The organism is Azospirillum halopraeferens DSM 3675 (assembly GCF_000429625.1).
GTDB classification, from domain to species: Bacteria; Pseudomonadota; Alphaproteobacteria; order Azospirillales; family Azospirillaceae; genus Azospirillum; species Azospirillum halopraeferens.
On sequence record NZ_AUCF01000017.1, the window covers coordinates 127,735 to 148,205 of the forward strand.

Consider the following 20,471-nt stretch of genomic DNA (forward strand, 5'->3'; position numbering starts at 1 on the left):
CCGACGACGGTGAGCCACCGTGATCCTGCGGTGACGGACACGCCCGGCGAGGCAACGATACGGCAACGCGGAGTGTTTTCCACAGCACCGCCGGGGGACAGCACAGTGGCAATACCAGGGACCATCGGAAACGCCGGATGCGAACGCGGGCACGACGCGTTGCTCCGGATCCGGCGGGTCATCCTGTTGCAGACCGCACTGCCCTTCCTGGCACTGCTGGCGGGCATCGTCCTGTTCCTCCATGACACGACCCGGGACAAGCAGGGCCGATACCTTGCCGGCTACGATGCCGTTCTGGAGACCGCCTATCGGGCGGCCCTCGACCGCTACGTGCTGGTCATGGACACGCTCCATTCCGAGACGCTGGACCGTGGGGAGGTGATCCGCCTGTTCGCCGAGGGAAGCACCGCGGACGACGCCGGGGAGCGCGATCGGCTGCGCGACGCGCTGTACCGGATGCTGCTGCCCACCTATCGCACCCTCACCCGGCACAACGTCCACCAGTTCCATTTCCACCGGGCCGACGGTACCAGCTTCCTGCGCTTCCACCGGCCCGAGCGGGCCGACGACCCGCTGATGGACGTCCGTGCCTCCATCCGGATCGTCAACCGGGAGCACCGGCCGGTCAGCGGGTTCGAGGCCGGCCGCATCATCTCAGGCTTCCGCTTCGTCCGGCCCCTCGCTCTCGAAGGCCGGCATCTCGGCAGCGCCGAGATCAGCGTGTCCTTCGAGGCGATCCGCGACGCCATGGGCATCCTGAAGGCGGGGCGGGAGTTCGACTTCCTGCTCAACGCCGACGTCGTCGCCCCCATCCTGTTCGAAAGCCAGCGCGCGCTCTACCACCCCTCCGGCCTCCATCCCGCTTACTGGGAAGAGGACCGGCTCGCGGCGGAGCGTCCGGCCCCGGTGCCGTCGCACGCCGTGGCACAGGCCGCCGCCGTGCTGCGCGCGGACGCCGACGTGCAGCGGCGGATGTCCGACGGGGGCACCTTCACCACCACGGTGAACGCGGGCGGGGAGACGCTGGCCGTTTCATTTCTGCCGGTCCGCGACATCGAAGGCAGGCAGGTGGCCTACGTCATCGCCTACAGCCCGACCACCGCGGTTGCGGAGCTGTGGACCGTCTTCCTGACGGAGGTGACGGTGGCCGTCCTGCTGGTGGCGGTGGCGTTCTTCCTGGCATACCGCCTGCAGGTCGATCGCCGGACCCTGTTCGAGCGGACCCGCCAGCTCAACGCCATCGCCGACGGCATGGGGGAGGGGCTGTACGTCCTCGACCGGCAGGGCAGGGCCACCTTCGTCAACCGGGCAACCTGCCGGATGACCGGCTTCACCGCCGCGGACCTGCTGGGCCGGCCGATCCACGACCTGATCCACAGCCACGCCGGCAACGACGGGCTGGCGCTGGCGGACTGCCCGATCTTCCGCACCGTCCTGACCGGCCGGGATTTCTCGGGCATCGAATCCTTCATGGACAGGCAGGGGCGGGTCTTCCCGGTCGAGGTGACGAGCCGCCCGCTGGTGGAGAACGGGGCGGTGACCGGCGCGGTCACCATCTTCCGCGACATCACCGAACGCGACGCCGCACAGCGCGCCCTGCGGGAGCGGGAGGAACTGTACCGCTCGGTCGTCGGCACCCTGTCGGAGGGCATCGTCATCGTCGACGGCTCCGGCGTCATCGCCGACTGCAACCCGGCCGCCGAACGCATTCTCGACATGCCGGCGGACGTCCTGCGCAACCGCTCCGCCATGGATCCCGGGTGGGAGGCCGTCGGGCCGGACGGGGCGCCGCTCCCTGCGGACTCGCTGCCGGTGCGGCGCTGCCTGCACACCGGACAGCCGGAGCGCGACCGGCTGATCGGCCTTCCCCGCCCCGGCGGCCGCACCGCGTGGATCAGCATCACCTGCGAACCGTTCCGCAAGGGCGATGACGGCGGCAATGGGGTGGTCGTCTCCCTCACCGACGTCACCGCGCGCGAGGAAATGGACCGCGAGCTGCGGCGCTCCAACACCGAACTGGAACAGTTCGCCTACGTGGTGTCCCACGACCTGCGCCAGCCGCTGCGCATGATCAACAGCTACACCCAGTTGCTGGAGCGCCGGATCGCCGGTGTCGCGGACGAGGAGGTGCGGCAGTTCATGGCCTTCATCCGGGACGGCGGCCGGCGGATGGACCAGATGCTCGTCTCGCTGCTGGAGTATTCGCGCATCGGCCGCAAGGGCGAACCCATGCAGGAGGCGGACAGCCGCGAACTGGTCGACGAAGCCCTGCTGTACCTGGGTCCGGCGGTGGCGGAGTGCGACGCGGACGTGAGCATCACCGGCACCTGGCCACGCATCGTCGTCTCGCGCAACGAAGGGGTGCGCCTGTTCCAGAACCTGATCGACAACGCCCTGAAGTACCGCCGCCCCGGCGCGTCGCCCCGCATCGAGATCGCCGCCGCCCGCGCCGACGGGGACGCGGACTTCCTGGTGCGCGACGACGGCATCGGCATCGACCCCGCCCAGATGGAACGGCTGTTCAAAGTGTTCCAGCGCCTGCACACGCGCGACCGCTACGAGGGCACCGGCATCGGACTGGCCGTGTGCCGCAAAATCGTCGAACGGCACGGCGGCCGCATCCGGGTGGAATCACACGGTGAGGGTCACGGCGCGACCTTCCGGTTCACCCTGCCCGCGGCCCCCGCCGGTGCGGAGGGTTCCGGGCCATGATCCACCCCGTTCTCATGGCCGCCATCCTGGCTCTGGCGGCCGTCCTGGCCACCCCGGCCCCTTCGTGTGCCGGCGCGGAACCCTCGTTCCGCGAGATGTTCGAGCGCCACACCGCCGTCATGCTGCTGATCGACCCCGCCAACGGGGCCATCGTCGACGCCAACCCGGCCGCCGAGAAGTTCTACCGGCACGCCATGGAAGCGCTGCGCACGATGACGATCCAGGAGATCAACGCGCTGAGCGACGAACAGGTGGCGCAGGAACTCCGCCTCGCCAGCAGCGAGGGGCGCACCTACTTCGTCTTCCGCCACCGGCTGGCCACGGGAGAGATCCGCACGGTCGAGGTCCGCTCCCACCCCTACGAGTTCGCCGGCCGGACGCTGCTGCTGTCGATCGTCACCGACATCACCCCGCTGCGCCGGGATGAGGACACGCTGTGGCACTATCAGGCACGCCTGGAAGCGACGGTGGACGAACAGGTGGGCGAGTTGACGGCAACGCAGCGCCGGCTGACGCAGTTCCTGCTGGCCGGGGGTGCCGTGCAGACGGCGCTGATCGTCGTACTGGTGATCACCATCCGCCGCCGCCGCGATTCGGAACGGCGGTTCCGCGACGTCTCCGAAGCGGCCGGCGAGTACATCTGGGAGATTTCCACGGACGGGCGCTACCGCTACGTCTCCGACCGCTCGGCGGAGGTGCTGGGCTATCCCCCCGCCGACCTGGTGGGGCGCACGCCGTTCGATTTCATGCCCGAGGACGAGGCCCGCCGGGTGCGCGGGTGGTTCGCCACGGCACTGCGGCGGGGCCGGCCCTTCCGGGGCTTCCAGCACCGCGGCATCGACGGCCGGGGCCGGGCGATCTGGATCGAGATGAACGGCCTGCCGGTGCGCCGGCGCGGCGCGGTGGTCGGCTTCCGCGGCGCCGGGATGGACATCACCGAGCGCAAGCGCGCGGAGGCCGAGCGCGAACGCATGCTCGCCGCGCTGGCCCGGTCGAGCGAGGAGATGGCCCGGCTGGCCGAGGTCACCGCCCACCATTTCCAGGAGCCGTCGCGCCGGCTGGTCAGCTACGCCCAGCGGCTGCGCTCGGTCATCGCGGCCCGGCCGGACGACACCGACAGCCGCCTGGCGCTCGACATCATCGAGCGGGAGGCCATGCGTCTGCGGTCCCTGGTCCGAGACGTCCAGTTCTATCTGGCCGCCGGCCAGGCCGACCCGGAATCCGGCCCCACCGACGCCGACGCCGTCCTGGCGCACGAGCTGCGCCTGATGGGGACGGCGCTGGAGGGCGCCGGGGCAGCGGTGACCGCCGATCCGCTTCCCGCGGTCGCCGTCGGCCCCCGGCGCCTGCAGGCGATCCTGCACGCGCTGCTGGACAACGCCCTGCGCTTCCGGCGTCCCGACCGGACGCCGGCCATCCATCTGTCGGCGGCGCGGCGGGGCGACCGGGTGGAGTTCCGGGTCTGCGACAACGGCACGGGCATCCCGCCCGCCTATCGGGAACGGGTCTTCCGCCTGTTCGAGCGTCTGGACGGCCGGCCGGGCAACTCCGGCGTCGGGCTCTCCATCGTCCGTCGCATGGTGGAAGCGGCCGGCGGCACCGCGCGGATCGCGGATTCGGCGGAGGGTGGCGTGTGTGTGGTGTTCGACCTGCCGGCCGCTGCCGGCGGGAACGACGGGGCGGCACCGCCGCCATCGGGGATGCCGGCCGGGGCGCCGGCCGGGGAGATCGCATCATGAACGGAACGTCCGCGCCCCTGCGGCTGAACCAGCGTCCGTCGGTCCTTGTCGTGGAGGACGAACTGGGTGACGCCACCCTCATCCGCATCCAGTTGCTGGAACGCGCCTCCGACGCCTTCGACGTCCGCATCGCCCGATCACTGGCCGAGGCCGCGGCATTGCTGGGCGGAGGCCGGGAGGAGGATGCCTTCTGCCCGGACGTCGTGCTGCTCGACCTGAACCTCCCCGACAGCACCGGGATCGAGACGGTGCGGCGCTTCAACGGTCTGGCTCCTGCGGTGCCGATCGTGGTGCTGACCGGGCTGGACGACAACACGATGATCACCGCCGCCCTGGAGGCCGGCGCGCAGGACTATCTGCTGAAGGGCGAGGGCGGGTTCGGCCTGCGCCGCGCCGTGCGCTACGCCATGCTGCGCCACCAGCGCGACAAGGACGACCGGCTGGCCGCGACGGTGTTCGCCGTCACCGACACCGCCATCGCCATCGTGTCGCCCGGGGGTACGGTGGAACGGGTCAACCCGGCCTTCCGGCTGGTCACCGGGTTGGCCGGCATCGACGTCATCGGCAAGCCGCTGGACGCCCTGCTGGAAAGCCGCGACGGCGGCGGGCCGGACGATGCCGGCGGATCGGACGGCTGGCGCCGCGCCGCGGACGGCGAGGTGTGGGAGGCCGAGATCTGGTCCCGCCGGCCGGACGGCCATCGCTACTGCGCCTGGGTGCGCGTGCACCCCGTGCGCATCGGCGGCGCCCCGGTGGAACACTACGTGGTTCAGATCAACGACATCACCGCCCGCAAGGATACCGAAACCGAACTGGCCCGCCGCGCCACCCACGACCACCTGACCGGTCTGCCCAACCGCTTCCTGCTGAACGACCGCGTCGATCAGGCGATCCGGACGTCGCTGCGCGACGGCACCGGATGCGCAGTCCTGTTCATCGATCTGGACGGGTTCAAGCCGGTCAACGACACGCTGGGCCACGCCGCGGGGGACCGGGTGCTGACCGTCGTCGCCCGCCGGCTGGTGGATCTGGTGCGGGCGTCGGACACCGTGGCCCGGCTGGGCGGCGACGAGTTCGCCATCCTGCTGCCCGGCTGCGCCGGCGTGCAGGAGGCGGCGTCGGTGGCCGACAAGGTGCTCGCATCCCTGGCCCTCGCCATCCGACTGGAGGACGGCGAGGTGCGCATCTCCGCCAGCGTCGGCATCGCCTGCTATCCGGTGGACGGGCGCGACGGCGCCACCCTGATCGAGGCCGCCGACGCCGCCATGTACCGCGCCAAACGCCGGGGAAAGAACGCCTACGCCCTGGCCACGGACGACACCCGCGGCGCGGCGTAAGGGGCGGGAGGCTCAGAAGCCGCCGCTTGACAGGAACCCGGCGGCGGCTTCTCTCATCGCCGCGCCGGTGTCGGCCGGGACCTCCACCGTCTATCCCCTGACCCTGGAGAACTGCGGCACCACCATCACCCTCGCGCAGGCACCGCGCCGGGTCGTCTCCATCGGGCAGAGCAGCACCGGGATCCTGCTGTCGCTCGGCCTGGCCGACCGGATGGTGGGAACCGCCGTGTGGTTCAGCCCGGTCCTGCCGCGCTTCGAGGCGGAGAACGCGGGCATCGAGCGGCTGGCCGACAATGATCCGAGATTCGAGGCGGTGGTCGCCTGCGAACCGGACCCGGTGACCGCCCGGTTCGAGTGGCACGTCGGTCCCACCGGATCGGTGGCCACGCGCGAACGTTCGCCGGGCCGGGGATTCCCGCCTACGTGTCGCCGGCCGATTGCGTCAAGGACAACACCACCGGCGGCGACGGCACCCGCAAGGTTCCCTTCTCCATGGAACCGGTCCACCGCGAGATCCGCGAGCTGGCCGCCATCTTCGACGTTCAGGACCGCGGCGAAGCGCTCGTCGCCGACCTGAAGGCGCGCGAGGCGGCGGCCATCGCCTCGGTGCGGGGCGTCGGTGCGCGCGACGTGCCGGCCGTCGTCCGGTTCTCCGGCAAGGAGGTTCAGGGCGACCCGTTCGTCACCGGGGCGAACGGGATTTCCGCCTATCTGTTGCAGACGCTCGGCGTGCGCAACGTCATCACCACCGACGACGAATGGCCGCTGACGAGTTGGGAGAGCATCGCGGCCGACGACACCGCCGTGAAGCTCGCCATCCTGGAAAGCGATCCGGTGGTCGGCAAGCTGGACGCGGCACGCAGCAAGCGGTTCATCCTGATGGACGTGGAGGCGATGCACGCCTCGGTCCGCACGGTCGACGGCATCGAGGCGATCGCCGGCGCCATCGCGCGGTTCGGGCTGGTGTCGTGACGGCAAGGGGTGCCGCGCGCCGGAAGCCGGCTGCGGCAGGACCCGGCGCAGACGCCGGGCGAACTGCTGCCGGACGAACCGGCCAACCACGTGGACATCGCCCACCAACTGGAGGTGCTCTCCCTGCTGCGCCGGCTGCCGGCGACCAGCGTGGTGGCCCTGCACGACCTCAACCTCGCGGCGATGTTCTGCGACTCCCTGGCGGTGCTCCGGGACGGCCGCGCCGCCGCCGCCGGTCCCCCGGCCGAGGTGCTGACCGAAACGACGATCCGCGCCGTCTTCGGCGTCGCCGCCAGGGTCGAACGCTCCGCGCACAGCGGACGGCTGCACGTCCGGTACCTGCCCGACCGGGAGGACACCGCCGACGCGCACCCGGCCCCCGGTCACGTGGACGGAACGGGGATTCGCGATTTCCGGCGGATGGCGCGGGAGAAAACTTAGCGACTTGGCTATGTTTTCTCCTTGCGCCGCCGGCATGCATGCGATAGTTAGATACATGACTAAGCATGAGCCCGATCTCTCGCTGCTCTTCCATGCGCTGGCTGATCCGACCCGCCGCTCGATCCTGACCCGGCTTGCCGAAGCACCGGCGCGGGTGACGGATCTCGCCGGCCCCACGGGGCTGCGCCTGCCCACGGTGATGAGGCACCTGTCCGTGCTGGAGGAGGCCGGGTTGATCTCCACCGCCAAGGACGGGCGGGTGCGCACCTGCGCCATCGTGCCAGAGGCGCTGGACCCGGCGCGGACCTGGCTGGATGAACAGCGGGCGATTTGGGAGGGCCGGCTCGACCGCCTGGACGCATTCGTGACCAACGTGATGAAGGAGCGCACGAAATGACCAGAACCCCGGATTCAACCGGCATGGCCGGCCCGGCACCGGACAACAGGAATGACCGTTTTGCCACCCTGACCTTCGAGCGCGAGGTGGCCGTGTCGCCATCGGTGCTGTGGCAGGTCTGGACGGCCCCGGCGGCACGGATGGTCTGGGCGGCACCGGCACCCTCGGTCACCGTGGAATTCACCGAGGCCGACAGCCGGGCGGGCGGACGCGAGGTCTCGCTCTGCAAGGTGGAGGGGCAGCCGGACATCCGCTGCGAGGTCGGCTGGCTGGACATGCAGCCGGGGCTGCGCAGCGTGAATTACGAGTTGGTGTCGTCCGAGGGCGTCACGCAATCGGCCGCACTGGTGACGGCGGAAGTCTCGGGCGCGGGCGAGCGCAGCCGGCTGGTCGTGACGGTGCAGCTCTCCTCCCCGGCCGGCAACATGGAAGCGGGGTACCGGAAGGGCTTCGGCGCGGCGCTCGATAACCTCACGGGCGTGGCCGGGCGCACCATGGTGCTGGAGCGCGTGATACGGGCACCGCGGGCCGTGGTCTGGGGTGCGTGGATGAATCCCGAGACGCTGCCGCAGTGGTGGGGGCCGGAGGGGTTCTCCTGCCGGACGACACGGATCGATCTGCGGGCGGGCGGCGAGTGGGTCTTCGACATGATCGGGCCGGACGGCACGGTCTACCCGAACCACCATCGCTATGGCGACGTCCGGACCGGTGAGAGAATCGACTACACGCTCCTTTGGGGTGAGAACGGGCCGAAACATGCCGACGCCTGGGCCTCGTTCGAGGACCGGGACGGGGCAACGAAGGTGACGTTGGGGATGGTGTTCAGCACGGCTGCCGAGTTTCAGACGGCGAAGGGCTTCGGGGCTGTGGAGCTGGGTCAGCAAACCCTGGGCAAGCTGGAACGCTTCGTCGCATCCCGCTCCCGACCGGCCGGCACGCCGGGCGGAACCCGCTGACACGAACCCGGAGATGGAGCGCGTGGCCGGCCCCGGCCACGAGTCCGCCGGCGATGGCCGTGACGATCACCCGGCCCGCCGGCACCGACCACCGGCGGAGGGCTGCCTGCCTCATAGCATTCCTGAACTCCGGGATATGCGAAATTCATCTATGAGAATCGCCCCCCTCTCAGGGTTGCTGCGACTACGTTCACTCTTGACCGGCGAAGAATGCCGCAATGTTGTCGGCAGCAGCACCGATATGATGGCGCAATATCTCGACGGCCCGTCTTGCGTCACGATGTTCTGCCGCAGCCAGCATGTCCCGATGCTCGTCCTGTGACAGGTGGGACCGCCCCTTGGCTGCGAGTTGGAAGCGCAGATAGCGGTCGAACGAGGCCAGATAATTTTCCGTCAGCGCGATCAGCTTCGGGCGCCCTGCGGCGCCATAGAGCGTCATGTGAAAACGACGATTGAGTTCGCCCATGCGGCCGGGGTCCTCTTCACCATCCATCTCGGCGATGAGGTCACCGGCGCGCTCGAAATCGGCCCGGGTCAAATGCGGGATCGACCGCTCCAGAACGGCCGGTTCCAGCGCGAGCCGGATGGCATAGATGTCGGCGGCATCGGTGGCGGAGATGTCCGTCACCACTGCGCCCTTGTGCGGAACGAAATCCAACAGCGCCTGAGCTTCCAATTGCCGGAGCGCTTCCCGGATCGGCATCCGGCTCACCCCGAAGGACGCGGCGAGGTCTTCCTGGCGCAACGGCGTGCCGCCGCGAAGCCGGCCCGTGAGGATGGCGGTCCGCAAGGTTGCTTCCACGAACTCCGTGGCGGTGCGGTGCCGGCCACCGGCTTCCGCGATCAGCGCTGACAGGTCGAGCTTGGGCATCACAAAATATCCAATTGTCTATTGGATCCAATTATGCCACGGTGAATCGCCATTGTCACCTGCCCAAAGCCGTTCCCCGATGACCCATTCCCCTTCTTCAGCACCGCCGCTCACGGTTTCGTCGGCGATCCAGCCCGTAACCGCCGGACTTCTGGCGGCGGCCGTCGGCTTCGCCGGCGCGTTCGCCATTGTGCTTCAAGGTCTGGCCGGCGTCGGCGCAACACCGGCCGAGGCGGCTTCGGGTCTGCTGGTTCTGTGCGTCGGACAAGGCGCTCTGGCCATTGTGCTCGGCCTGCGCCACCGACAACCCCTCAGCATTGCCTGGTCAACGCCGGGTGCCGCCTTGCTGATGGGGGCGGGCGTGCCCGATGGCGGTTTTGGTGTCGCCGTCACAGCCTTTCTGATCACCGGTCTTCTGATCGTGATTGCCGGGCTATGGCGTCCTCTCGGTCGGGCTGTCGCCGCCATCCCCCTGTCGCTGGCCAGCGCGATGCTCGCCGGCATCCTGATGGAACTGTGCCTCGCGCCGGTCCATGCCGTTGCTCAACTGCCGGCCCTGGCATTGCCGATCATCCTCGCCTGGGTGCTCGCCTGGTGTCTGGTCCGCCGGTATGCGGTGGTGATCGCCGTTCTCGTGGCGAGCGTGATCGTCACGGCCACGACCACCATCCCGGCCGATGCGTTCGACCTTCTGAGACCGAAGCTGATCTTCATCCGGCCCGTGTTCGATCTCCTGCCGGCGATCGGCATCGCCATTCCGCTGTTCATCGTCACGATGGCTTCGCAGAACGTGCCCGGTGTCGCCGTTCTGAGAACAAGCGGCTACGATACGCCGGTCGATGAAGTGTTCGTGTCGACGGGATTGGGCAGTGTCGCCACGGCCGTGTTCGGAGGTCACGCCCTCAACCTGTCCGCCATCACCGCCGCCCTCTGCGCAGGGCCGGAGGCGGGAGCCGATCCGAATCGCCGCTATCTGGCAAGCGTCGCAGCAGGAGTCGCCTATCTCGTGCTGGGACCGTTGGCCGGCTTCGCGGCGGCTTTCATCGCCGCGTCTCCCCCCTTGCTCATCCAGGCGGTGGCCGGATTGGCTCTGCTGTCCAGCCTGGCGGCGTCGCTGACAACGGCTCTCGAAAGGGAATCGCACCGACTGGCGGCGCTCATCACCTTCATCACGGCGGCGTCCGGCATATCATTTCTCGGCGTCGGTGCGGCATTCTGGGGTCTGTTGGCCGGTGCCCTTCCGCTGCTTCTTGAAAGGGGCATCGACGCCATGAAACGAAAAGCATCCTGAGGCTTGAGCGCGCAATTCCGTCGGCACGGACGCTGTGGCGTGATCGGCGTCGGCGGAACGGCGTGACGGCTGCGACAGCCTTCCGTTGGCCGGTGATGGGGACTCGCACCTCCGGTTTGTTATGATATAACATAGCGAATCACCTGAACGAGGCAGCGACGACCATGACGAACGCAACGGCCGGCTCTCCCCCGCCCGAACACCCGGGGGCGGCTCTCGACCTGATTCGCGGGGTGTGGAGCGAGGCCGACGCGGGCGGACTGCCCGACCATATCGTGGCCCGGGCCATGATGATCGAGGCGGTGGACCGGCTGGCCGGGCTGCACGGGCCGGAGGTGACGGCCAGCCTGCTCGACCGCCTCGGCACGGAGGTTCTGCGCAGCGCCGACCGGGGTACCGGGCCGTTGCAATGAGCGGCGTCACCAACAACCGCATCGTCGGCGCCCGCTCCTGGCGCGAAGCGCGGCGGGTGCTGCTGCACCCCCGCTTCTTCGACGGATTCCGCGATGCCCTGGATGGCCTGCCGTTCAAGTACCGGGAGCTGGACGGCTGGCCGTTGCTGGACCAGCACCGCTACGAAAACGGCCGCGAGCTGGCCATCGAGTGCCGCTGCGGCGGCATCGCCGTGCGCTGGACCGACCGGACGCGCATCCCGCGGGAGCTGAAGGCGCTGGTGGTGGCACGCGCCCGCTCCCGCTGCGCCGGGACGCCCGCACCCTACCGGCCGTCCGCCGCCGTCTCCGGCACATAGATCAGGCGGCCGTCCGGCAGCCGGTAGGCGACGCCGGCCCTGGTCCCCTGCCCTTCACCGATGGCACCGTTCGATTCATAGCGGGTGAGGTCGCGGCCGTCCTTGACGGTGATGCGCATGTCCGCCTCGCCGGGGTTCTCCACCGGCATCCGGACCCGCTGCGCCAGCAGCTCTTATCGGTTGCAAAAACCTGGAATCAGGGACTGATGGCCGACGATTAGTAGAAATCCGTAGCAATTCCTTTCTTGCTGCGAACCCGAAAATATCGCTATCGGGATATGCACGACTCTCTAAAAGGGGTAGATGATGGCGGGCGCTATCACGGATTGGCGCAATCGGCTGGCCGGGGACGGCGATGCGAACCGCTTTCCCTCTGATCGCGTCGAGGATGTCGCGACAGCAGGGCCGTTCCCCGGGCCGGTCACCCTGCGGACCGCCGATCCCGCGGCTAACGACGGCCGGCTGGAGATCGCCTTCATCGATCCCGCGGTCGCCGGGTGGACGGCCCTGGTCGAGGGTGTCCGGCCGGGGGTCGAGGTCGTGCTGCTGTCCGCGTCCGGCGACGGCATGACGCAGATCGCCGGGTATCTCGCGCTGCGCGGCGGGGTCGACGCCATCCATGTGATGAGCCACGGATCGACCGGGCGCCTGGCACTGGGCACAGCCAGCCTCGACCTGGCGGCGCTCGGCCGATACGACGAGGAACTCGGCGCCATCCGGGCGGCGTTGAGCGAACGCGGCGACCTGTTGATCTACTCCTGCGATACGGGCGCCGGAGCGGTCGGTGAAGCGTTCGTGATCGCCCTCGCCACGGCAACCGGTTCGGACGTGGCCGCCTCCGCCAATCCCACGGGCGCCTCGGTTCTGGGTGGCGACTGGGTGCTGGAAACGACGGTCGGCGCCATCGAGACCACCGGTGTGCTGTCAGCCGGAGCCGAGAGCCGGTTCGGCCATCTGCTGGCCGCACCGGTCAACACCGCAAATCCCGCCATCTCCGGCACGGCGACCGTCGGCAACGCGCTGAGCGCAACAACCGGCACCTGGACCGACCCGGACGGCGATCCGCTGAGTTTCACCTACCAATGGTACCGGGCCGCCGACAGCAACGGCACCGATGAGTCCATGATCAGCGGCGCCACATCCACCTCCTACACGCTGACCACCGCGGATGCCCACAAATACCTGCGCGTGAGGGTCACTGCAAACGACGGTAACGGTCCCACGCAGACGGCCAGTTCGGCACGCACGCAGGTCATCAATTCGCCGCCGGTCAACACCGCGGTGCCGGGGGTCAGCGGCACGGCGACGGTCGGCAACGCGTTGGTCGCAACCACCGGCACGTGGAGCGACGCCGACAACGATAGCCGGACCTTCACATACCAATGGTACCGGGCCGACGACAGCGCGGGGACCGGCGACACGATCATCGCCGGCGCCACGTCCGTCAGCTACACGCTGACCACGTCGGACGCCCACAAATTCATGCGCGTGGAGGTCACCGCCAACGACAACAAAGGCGGCGTCGTGGCCGCAACCTCGACGCGCACGGCGGTTGCCAACTCTTTACCGGTCAACAGCGTAGCGCCGAGCGTCTCCGGCACGGCGACCGTCGGCAATGCGCTGACCGCGTCCAACGGCACCTGGAATGACGCCGACGGCGACGGCCGCACCTTCACCTACCAATGGTACCGCGCCAACGATACCGCGGGAACCGGCACCGCCCAGATCAGCAATGCCACGTCCAGCAGCTACACACTGACGACCGCGGACGCCCACAAGTTCCTGCGCGTGGTGGTCACCGCCAACGACGGCAACGGCGGCACGCAGACCGCGGCCTCGTCGCTCGTGCAGGTCACCAACTCGGTACCGACCAACAGCGCCGCACCGACAATCACCGGCACGGCGACCGTCGGCAACACGCTGAGCGCAACCAGCGGCACCTGGAGCGACGCCGACGGCGACACGCTGACCTACACCTACCAATGGTACCGCGCCGACAACACCGCCGGCGGCAACGAGGCGGCGATCAGCGGCGCCACCAACAGCAGCTATACGACGGGTGCCGGTGACCTTATCAAATTCATCCGCGTGGCGGTGACCGTCAGCGACGGCAGAGGCGGCACACAGACCGCCAGCACCACCCGCACCAGGGTAACGGCGCCCAACAACGCACCGGTCAACAGCATCGTGCCGAGCATCTCCGGCACGGCAACCGTCGGCAACGCGCTGAACGCAACCGACGGCACCTGGAGCGACCCCGACGGCGACCCCCTGACCTACACCTACCAATGGTACCGGGCCGACGACAGCGCGGGGACCGGCGACACGATCATCACCGGCGCCACGTCCGCCAGCTACACCCTGACCACGTCGGACGCCCACAAGTTCCTGCGCGTGGAGGTCACCGCCGACGACAACAACGGCGGCGCGCCGACCGCCAGCTCGACGCGCACGCTGATCACCAACTCGGCGCCGGTCAACAGCGTGGTGCCGAGCGTCTCCGGCACGGCGACGGTTGGCAACGCGCTGAGCGCAACCACCGGCACGTGGAGCGATGCCGACGGCGACAGCCGCACCTTCACCTACCAGTGGTACCGGGCCAGCGACAGCGCGGGGACCGGCGAATCCATGATCAGCGGCGCCACGTCCGCCGGCTACACCCTGACCACCGCGGATGCCCACCGGTTCCTGCGCGTGGTGGTCACGGCCGACGACAGCAACGGCGGCACGCAGTCCGCGTCCTCGGCGCGCACGCAGGTCACCAACTCGGCACCGACCAACAGCGTGGCGCCGACGGTGACCGGCACGGCCAACGTCGGCGCCACGCTGAGCGCAACCAGCGGCACCTGGAGCGACGCCGACGGCGACACGCTGACCTACACCTACCAATGGTATCGCGCCGACAACACCGCCGGCGGCAACGAGACGGCGATCAGCGGCGCCACCAACAGCAGCTACACGCTGACCCAGGCCGACCAGTCGAAGTACGTCCGCGTGGTGGTCACCGCCAACGACAGCAACGGCAGCTCGACGCAGACCGCGACGTCCACGCGCATGCAGGCGCTCGACGCGACACCGCCGACCATCACCGGCGTGACCATCCCCGACAGCGCGGCGAAGATCGACGATGTGATCACCGCCACCATCACCGTGGCATCGGACAGCGACACCTACTCGCTGCAATCCGGCACCATCGCGGGCTTCGCGCTGGGCAATTTCACCAAGGTCAACGACACCACCTACACGGCCACCTTCACGGTCACCGCCGGCGGCACCGACGTGGCGGCCGGCGCCGACATCCCGGTCAACCTCGTGCTGGTCGACAGCTCCAGCAACGCCAACACCGCCTACACCACGCCCATCAGCCAGGCGGCTGATTCCATCGACGCGACCGCGCCGACCCTGTCCGTCTCCTCCCCCGCGGACGATGCCACCGGCGTGGCGATCGGCGCCAACATCGTGCTGACCTTCTCGGAGTCCGTGCAGGCCGGCACCGGCAGCATCGTGCTCAAGCGGGTGTCCGACAATGCGGTGGTCGAGACCTTCACGGTCGGCTCCGGCAACCGCGTCACCGTCTCCGGTAACCAGGTCACCCTCGATCCGACCGCCGATCTGGCCCACGCCACCGCCTATTATCTGGAGATCGACACCGGCGCCATCGCCGACATGGCCGGCAACGGGTACGCCGGATTCAGCGGCAGCACGCAACTGAACTTCACCACGGCACCGCCCCCGCCGCCGGACAATGGCCCGACGACGGTGACGACGCCCGTGATCGGCAGCCAGGTGACGGTGGTCGGTTCCACCACGACCACCACCACCGTCGACGGTGCCGTCGTGGAGCAGCAGCGCCTCACCACCGGCAGCGGCACGGTGGTGGAGATCATCACGGTGCCGGTGGTGCCCGGCACCCGCACCGAAGAGAACACCAGCACCCCGCAGGCCGACATCCCCCTGGTCAGCGAGTCCGCGACCGGGCGGATCGTCCTGCAGGCCAGCGTCCCTGCCGGGGTCGGGCTGCGGGTGGAAGGGGTCACCGGGACGCTGGCCCCGGCCAACGCGCTGGCGGGCCTGATCCAGGCGATCGAGGCGCGCACGGCCGACCGGCCGGAATCCCGCGGGGCGATGACCGGTGTGGGCCAGAGCTTCCTCGGCTCCCTGCCCGCCGACGCCGACCTCCTGGTGCGCACCATCGTCCCGACGGTGGCGGCGGGAACCGCGACGGTGGCGGGCAGCCTGCGCATCTCCGGTGACTCGCCGACCGGCGGCTCCGCCCGGGAGGCGCTGGTGATCGACGCCTCCGGCCTGCCGTCGGGCACGGTGATCGAACTGGACAACGTCTCCTTCGCCGCCGTCGTCGGCGCGGTGCGGGTCACCGGCGGTGCCGGGTCGCAGACCGTGGTCGGCGACGACCGGGCCCAGTACATCGTGCTGGGGGACGACGACGACACCCTGCGCGGCGGCGGCGGCAACGATTTCGTGGCCTCGGCCGAAGGCAACGACGTGCTGTTCGGCGACGACGGCAACGACACGGTGGCCGGCGGCGTCGGCAACGACGTGCTGTACGGCAACCGCGACAACGACCTGCTGTACGGCAACGCCGGCAACGACACGATCTTCGGCGGCCAGGACAGCGACACCGCGTTCGGCGGCATGGACAATGACGTGGTGTACGGCCAGCTCGGCTCCGACGTGCTCTACGGCAACAAGGGGGCGGACACGCTGTTCGGCGGCCAGGGCCATGACACCCTGTTCGGCGGCCAGGGCGACGACGTGCTCTACGGCGGCATGGGCAACGACGTGCTGGACGGCAACCAGGGAGCGGACACCCTGTGGGGCGGCGCCGGGGCCGACCGGTTCGTCATCCGCCACCCCGCGGAAGGCGGCGACGTGATCGCCGACTTCGAGACCGGGGTCGACCACATCGTCATCGTCGGCCCCAACTTCGGCAACATCGCGACGGGCGTCCTGTCGGCGCAGCACTTCGCGCTGGACAACCCGCTGTCGGCCAACGCCTCCTTCGTCTTCAACACCACGACCGGCGTGCTGTCCTTCGATGCGGACGGCACCGGTTCGGGGGCGGCGGTGGCGATTGCCACCCTCAACGTGCGCACGCTGAGCCACACCGACATCCTGGTCGTCGGGGCCGGCGGGTGAGCCCGGTGGCAGAGATGGAGGAGACACCGTGCGCACCGACGCTGTCCGATGCACTGGCCCTTCATGAGGCCGGACGCCGGGCGGAGGCCCGGGCGCTGTATCGCCGCGTGCTGGCGCAGGTCCCGGCGGACGCCAACGCGTGGCACCTCCTCGGCGTGCTTCACGCCGAGGAGGGCGACCACGAGGCCGGCGAAGCCTTCATCCGCCTGGCGCTGACCATCGTCGAGGTTCCCGAGTTCCACTACAACCGCGCCATGTCGCTGGTGGCGCGGTCCCGGTTCGACGAGGCCGTCGCGGCCCTGGACGCCTGCGTCAGCCTGAACCCGGACCACACCGACGCCCGGTTCCACCTCGCGAACCTCTACCGGATGCAGCGGCGGCCGAACGAATCCATCGCCGCGTACCGTCATGCCATCGCCATCCGGCCGGACTTCGCGCAGGCGCATGCCAACCTCGGCGTCATCCTGCAGGAGGTCGGCCAACCGGACCTGGCCATCGCGTCCTTCTGCGCCGCGATCCAGCACCAGCCGAACCATGCCGAGGCCCACAACAACCTCGGCCACGCGCTTCAGATGCGCGGCCTTCTCAGCCAGGCCGCGGCGTCCTTCAGCGTCGCCATCGGCATCCGGCCGAACTTCGCCGCAGCCTGGTCGAACCTGGGCAACGTGTTCAAGGAGCAGGGGCAGCCCGACCGGGCCATCGCCGCCTACCGCACGGCCCTGTCTCACAGTCCCGGCTACGCGGCCGCCCACAGCAACCTCCTCATGGCGCAGCACTACGCCACGGAGTGCACCAACGCCGACATCCTGGCCGCGGCGCGCGATTGGGGGACACGCCTTGTCGGCCCGACGGAGCCCCGTCCTTTCGCCGCCCCCCTGACGCCCGGGCGGCCGCTGCGGATCGGCTATGTGTCGGGTGACTTCAACAGCCACCCCGTGGGCTATTTCCTGGAAAGCGTCCTGGGCGCGCACGACCGGTCGCGGGTGACGGTCGTCGCCTACGCCAACAACAGCCGGAGCGACGGTCTGACCGACCGGCTGCGCGCGCGGACCGACGCCTGGCGCGAGATCGTCGGGGTCGGCGACGACGCGGTGGAGGACCTCGTCCGCCGGGACGGGATCGACGTGCTGGTGGACCTGTCCGGCCACACCGCCGGCAACCGCCTGACCCTGTTCGCCCGGCGGCCGGCGCCGGTGCAGGTGACCTGGCTGGGCTATTTCGGCACCACCGGCCTGCCGGGCATGGATTGGATCCTGGCCGACCATACCGTGGTTCCGCCGGGGGACGAGCGGTACTTCACGGAATCGGTCCGGCGCCTGCCGAACAGCTACCTGTGCTTCACGCCGCCGGCGGACGACGTGCCCGTCGCGCCGCCGCCGCTGCTCGCCTGCGAGTCCGTCACCTTCGGGTGCTTCAGCAACCGGGCCAAGATCAGCCCCGCGACCGTGGAGCTGTGGGCGCACCTGCTGGCGGCGCTGCCGCGGGCGCGCCTGCTGCTGAAGGCTCGGCAGTTCGGCGACGCCGGCGTGCGCCAGGCCCTGCGCGACCGCTTCGCCGCCCACGGCATCGCCGCGAACCGTCTGCGGATGGAGGGGGAGTCGCCCCGGTCGGAATACCTGTCTGCGTACGGCCGCATCGACGCCGCGCTCGATCCCACGCCCTTCGCGGGGGGAACGACGACGGCGGAAAGCCTATGGATGGGGGTGCCGGTCGTGACCCTGCGCGGCGACCGGTGGGCCGGACGCATCAGCGCGAGCATCCTTGCGACGGTGGGCCTGGCCGACCGGCTGGTGGCGAACGACCCCGCCGACTACATCGCCAAGGCCGCCGCCCTGGTGGCGGATGCGGCCGGCCTCGCCGATCTGCGCGCGTCACTGCGCACCCGGCTCCTGACATCGCCGCTGTGCGATGCACCGGCGTTCGCCCGCGCCCTGGAGGACGCCTACCGCTCCATGGTCGAGGCGGCGGCCTCCCGACCGGGAGGGTAAGGGGGCACGACACGAGAGTGATCGGATTGTCCGGGATGTGATACGGCCGGAAACCAATGGAACGGAACGTTACACGGGCAGCCTCCAAAGCTACCGGTGGATGAACGGGCGGCCGTCGGGCCGCCCGTTGCGTTTTGCCACATTAACGCCCGGCTTGCTGGATCAGCTCCCGGCGAGCGGCCGCTGCGAGGAAGCCGGATCGAGAGGTCTCCCGTCGCTTGGCTTCCGCGTCGATGGCGGCGAGCAGGCCCTCGTCCATGGTGATGTTGATGCGGATAGCCTTGCCGGGGAGGTCCGCCCGCACCAGCAGCCTTCCGGCCTCCTCCACCTCCGGATCCCTTGCGACGTCCTCCAGCCGGGACGGTTCCGGGATGGGGTCGCCGTCCTCGACCATACCGGCGAGGTGCAGCGCAAGCGCAGCCTCGGCGTTGGCGAGGACGGCCTCCGAGGATTCGCCGAACGTGACGCATCCCGGGAGGTCGGGAAACGACGCGCTCAAGCCGTCTTCCGTACGTTCGAGGATGATAGGGTAGTATCGCGCACCCATGATTGCTTGCCCTCAATATTTAGTTATTTGGTAAGACCGAGTTGCCGGTCCTCACCGGAGCTTCAACCCGGACTGCCGTTCAATCGACTTAAGAGTACCGATGGGAATGTGTCTAACGGGGTGCTGAACTGTCACTCGACCTTTCTTTGTTGGGTGTTTGAACTGCTTGTGGCTGCCTTCGTGGTTCGCTTCGTACCATCCGTCGGCGGTGAGGCTTGCGATCACCTCTTTGCTGCTGAGTGTCTTCCCCATCCTCCGCTCCGTTGCTGATATGTGTATTCATACACACCGGAACGGAGGTCATCAACACGGAATGTGTATTGACACACACCAATTTCAAGGGAGGGGCGTCGCGCGCAAAAAACGTCCGTTTGTGACGCTCTCTATCGGCAGGGGGGCCAGCGCAACCGCGGCTGATGGTGTGCCGAAACAAGGGACCGAATGGGTGTGCCATGGCAGAGTGCGTCCGTTGAGTTATGGCGCTCTGGACACCCATGCTGATCGGTTACGCCCGCGTCTCCACCCATGACCAAAACCTCGAACCTCAACGCGATGCGTTGGTGGTTGCCGACGTCGACACCGAGCGGGGTCTACACCGACAAGGCGACAGGCGCAAACCTATCGAGCGGTCATGGACGTGCAACCGTTCGTGCAGGGGGTGATCGCCCGCTTCATGCTGGCCTGTTCACCTCCTCCGTCCTGAAAAGCCGGTAGCGGAGAGGGCAAACGTCGTTCGCGGCTGTAGCGAAAAGGAACTGCCGGATGGGTGAGGCAAAGGTAAAGAAAGAGCAATTCCGCAAGACGGCACCGGTATGCGTCTTCTGCGGTGTTCGAGACGGTACAACTAAAGATCACGTTCCCCCGAAAGGGATGTTTCCGCCCCCACGCCCTAACCTCATTACTGTACCGGCCTGCGTTACCTGCAACGGCGGCGCGTCAGAGATTGATGAGCGATTCCGCACCATGCTGAGCTTGAAGGTGGGGGCCGCGTCCCCCGAGGTGGTGTACGAGCTGTGGGTAAGCGGCCCGCCGCAGCGCCCCCCAGAGCTGGCGTAGGCGGGCCGCTTATCCACAGTGGGGCGGTCATCGAGGATCTCCGGTAGGTTCGGGTCACCACAACCTTGAACGAGACTGGCGAGGACCCCGATGACCATGGACAGAATGGCGCTTCACGAGCTTCTGGAGAAGGGCTCTGATTTGGACCTGCTGCGCGAGATGATCGGCTATGTCGCGCAGCGCCTGATGGACCTGGAGGTCGACGGCCTGTGCGGCGCCGGACACGGCGAACGCACGCCGGAGCGCGTCAACCAGC

16 protein-coding genes and 1 pseudogene are annotated in these 20,471 nt (G+C 69.0%); 13 read left to right on the plus strand and 4 right to left on the minus strand.

Annotated elements, in window-relative coordinates:
• The first annotated feature begins 186 nt into the window (after nucleotides 1–186).
• From G472_RS37350 to G472_RS33940, 7 genes are all read left to right on the plus strand, one after another.
• Nucleotides 187–2,712, plus strand: a complete 2,526-nt coding sequence (locus G472_RS37350) for a PAS domain S-box protein (protein ID WP_156927161.1) — start codon at nucleotides 187–189, stop codon at nucleotides 2,710–2,712.
• A complete protein-coding gene (locus tag G472_RS37355; RefSeq protein ID WP_051340955.1) occupies nucleotides 2,709–4,451 on the plus strand; it encodes a sensor histidine kinase in 1,743 nt (580 codons plus the stop codon). Before G472_RS37350 ends, G472_RS37355 begins: the two co-directional genes overlap by 4 nt.
• Nucleotides 4,448–5,788 (plus strand): diguanylate cyclase domain-containing protein, encoded by a 1,341-nt coding sequence (locus G472_RS33925; protein WP_051340956.1) that lies wholly within the window; start codon nucleotides 4,448–4,450, stop codon nucleotides 5,786–5,788. Before G472_RS37355 ends, G472_RS33925 begins: the two co-directional genes overlap by 4 nt.
• Before the next feature lie 423 nt (nucleotides 5,789–6,211).
• A complete protein-coding gene (locus G472_RS33930; RefSeq protein WP_281173348.1) occupies nucleotides 6,212–6,760 on the plus strand; it encodes an ABC transporter substrate-binding protein in 549 nt (182 codons plus the stop codon).
• A 9-nt stretch (nucleotides 6,761–6,769) separates the two neighbouring features.
• The gene (locus G472_RS33935) at nucleotides 6,770–7,201 is read left to right on the plus strand and encodes an ATP-binding cassette domain-containing protein (RefSeq protein ID WP_051340957.1); all 432 of its coding nucleotides are present in this window, start codon (nucleotides 6,770–6,772) and stop codon (nucleotides 7,199–7,201) included.
• Between the two features lie 55 nt (nucleotides 7,202–7,256).
• Nucleotides 7,257–7,598 (plus strand): ArsR/SmtB family transcription factor, encoded by a 342-nt coding sequence (locus tag G472_RS0117580; protein ID WP_029009425.1) that lies wholly within the window; start codon nucleotides 7,257–7,259, stop codon nucleotides 7,596–7,598.
• Entirely contained in the window at nucleotides 7,595–8,554 is a 960-nt protein-coding gene (locus G472_RS33940) for an SRPBCC family protein (RefSeq protein ID WP_051340958.1), read from the plus strand. Before G472_RS0117580 ends, G472_RS33940 begins: the two co-directional genes overlap by 4 nt.
• A gap of 190 nt (nucleotides 8,555–8,744) precedes the next feature.
• Here G472_RS33940 and G472_RS0117590 read toward each other — a convergent pair whose 3' ends face one another.
• Nucleotides 8,745–9,425: a GntR family transcriptional regulator gene (locus tag G472_RS0117590; protein WP_029009426.1), complete on the minus strand. Its 681-nt coding sequence runs from the start codon at nucleotides 9,423–9,425 to the stop codon at nucleotides 8,745–8,747.
• 79 nt (nucleotides 9,426–9,504) lie between these two features.
• On the opposite strand from G472_RS0117590, the gene G472_RS0117595 reads away from it, so the two are divergent.
• The 3 genes from G472_RS0117595 to G472_RS0117605 all read left to right on the plus strand — a co-directional run bounded on the left by G472_RS0117595 (nucleotide 9,505) and on the right by G472_RS0117605 (nucleotide 11,467).
• Nucleotides 9,505–10,716, plus strand: a complete 1,212-nt coding sequence (locus G472_RS0117595) for a benzoate/H(+) symporter BenE family transporter (RefSeq protein ID WP_051340959.1) — start codon at nucleotides 9,505–9,507, stop codon at nucleotides 10,714–10,716.
• A 164-nt stretch (nucleotides 10,717–10,880) separates the two neighbouring features.
• A complete protein-coding gene (locus G472_RS0117600; protein WP_084536727.1) occupies nucleotides 10,881–11,129 on the plus strand; it encodes a hypothetical protein in 249 nt (82 codons plus the stop codon).
• Nucleotides 11,126–11,467: a hypothetical protein gene (locus G472_RS0117605; protein WP_029009429.1), complete on the plus strand. Its 342-nt coding sequence runs from the start codon at nucleotides 11,126–11,128 to the stop codon at nucleotides 11,465–11,467. Before G472_RS0117600 ends, G472_RS0117605 begins: the two co-directional genes overlap by 4 nt.
• On the opposite strand, the gene G472_RS33945 is transcribed toward G472_RS0117605, so the two are convergent.
• A complete protein-coding gene (locus G472_RS33945) occupies nucleotides 11,434–11,616 on the minus strand; it encodes a DUF2149 domain-containing protein (RefSeq protein ID WP_084536728.1) in 183 nt (60 codons plus the stop codon). The genes G472_RS0117605 and G472_RS33945 overlap by 34 nt on opposite strands.
• Before the next feature lie 157 nt (nucleotides 11,617–11,773).
• On the opposite strand from G472_RS33945, the gene G472_RS33950 reads away from it, so the two are divergent.
• Entirely contained in the window at nucleotides 11,774–16,624 is a 4,851-nt protein-coding gene (locus G472_RS33950) for a DUF4347 domain-containing protein (protein WP_281173349.1), read from the plus strand.
• Between the two features lie 14 nt (nucleotides 16,625–16,638).
• On the plus strand, nucleotides 16,639–18,612 hold the full coding sequence (locus tag G472_RS0117620; protein ID WP_035692808.1) for an O-linked N-acetylglucosamine transferase, SPINDLY family protein: 1,974 nt from the start codon (nucleotides 16,639–16,641) through the stop codon (nucleotides 18,610–18,612).
• Nucleotides 18,613–18,754: 142 nt separating this feature from the next.
• Here the strand turns inward: G472_RS0117620 and G472_RS0117625 are convergent, their stop codons facing one another.
• Both G472_RS0117625 and G472_RS38185 read right to left on the minus strand, forming a co-directional pair.
• Complete coding sequence (locus G472_RS0117625; protein WP_029009431.1) at nucleotides 18,755–19,159, minus strand: type II toxin-antitoxin system HicB family antitoxin; 405 nt, start codon at nucleotides 19,157–19,159, stop codon at nucleotides 18,755–18,757.
• Between the two features lie 51 nt (nucleotides 19,160–19,210).
• Nucleotides 19,211–19,411 carry a type II toxin-antitoxin system HicA family toxin gene (locus G472_RS38185; protein ID WP_084536729.1) on the minus strand — a complete coding sequence of 67 codons (201 nt, stop codon included), beginning with the start codon at nucleotides 19,409–19,411 and terminating at the stop codon, nucleotides 19,211–19,213.
• Nucleotides 19,412–20,305: 894 nt separating this feature from the next.
• Between G472_RS38185 and G472_RS40240 the strand changes: the two are divergent.
• A pseudogene (locus G472_RS40240) lies at nucleotides 20,306–20,471 on the plus strand (IS256 family transposase); the annotation flags it as partial.

What these genes read in the sequence shown, in the direction of transcription:
- G472_RS33925 (WP_051340956.1), top strand. Translation starts at nt 4,448, where the DNA reads ATGAACGGAACGTCCGCGCCCCTGCGGCTGAACCAGCGTCCGTCGGTC.
- G472_RS0117600 (WP_084536727.1), top strand. Translation starts at nt 10,881, where the DNA reads ATGACGAACGCAACGGCCGGCTCTCCCCCGCCCGAACACCCGGGGGCG.
- G472_RS37355 (WP_051340955.1), top strand. Translation starts at nt 2,709, where the DNA reads ATGATCCACCCCGTTCTCATGGCCGCCATCCTGGCTCTGGCGGCCGTC.
- G472_RS0117605 (WP_029009429.1), top strand. Translation starts at nt 11,126, where the DNA reads ATGAGCGGCGTCACCAACAACCGCATCGTCGGCGCCCGCTCCTGGCGC.
- G472_RS0117595 (WP_051340959.1), top strand. Translation starts at nt 9,505, where the DNA reads ATGACCCATTCCCCTTCTTCAGCACCGCCGCTCACGGTTTCGTCGGCG.
- G472_RS38185 (WP_084536729.1), bottom strand. Translation starts at nt 19,411, where the DNA reads ATGGGGAAGACACTCAGCAGCAAAGAGGTGATCGCAAGCCTCACCGCC.
- G472_RS33945 (WP_084536728.1), bottom strand. Translation starts at nt 11,616, where the DNA reads ATGCCGGTGGAGAACCCCGGCGAGGCGGACATGCGCATCACCGTCAAG.
- G472_RS0117625 (WP_029009431.1), bottom strand. Translation starts at nt 19,159, where the DNA reads ATGGGTGCGCGATACTACCCTATCATCCTCGAACGTACGGAAGACGGC.
- G472_RS0117620 (WP_035692808.1), top strand. Translation starts at nt 16,639, where the DNA reads ATGGAGGAGACACCGTGCGCACCGACGCTGTCCGATGCACTGGCCCTT.
- G472_RS33950 (WP_281173349.1), top strand. Translation starts at nt 11,774, where the DNA reads ATGGCGGGCGCTATCACGGATTGGCGCAATCGGCTGGCCGGGGACGGC.
- G472_RS0117590 (WP_029009426.1), bottom strand. Translation starts at nt 9,425, where the DNA reads ATGCCCAAGCTCGACCTGTCAGCGCTGATCGCGGAAGCCGGTGGCCGG.
- G472_RS0117580 (WP_029009425.1), top strand. Translation starts at nt 7,257, where the DNA reads ATGACTAAGCATGAGCCCGATCTCTCGCTGCTCTTCCATGCGCTGGCT.
- G472_RS33940 (WP_051340958.1), top strand. Translation starts at nt 7,595, where the DNA reads ATGACCAGAACCCCGGATTCAACCGGCATGGCCGGCCCGGCACCGGAC.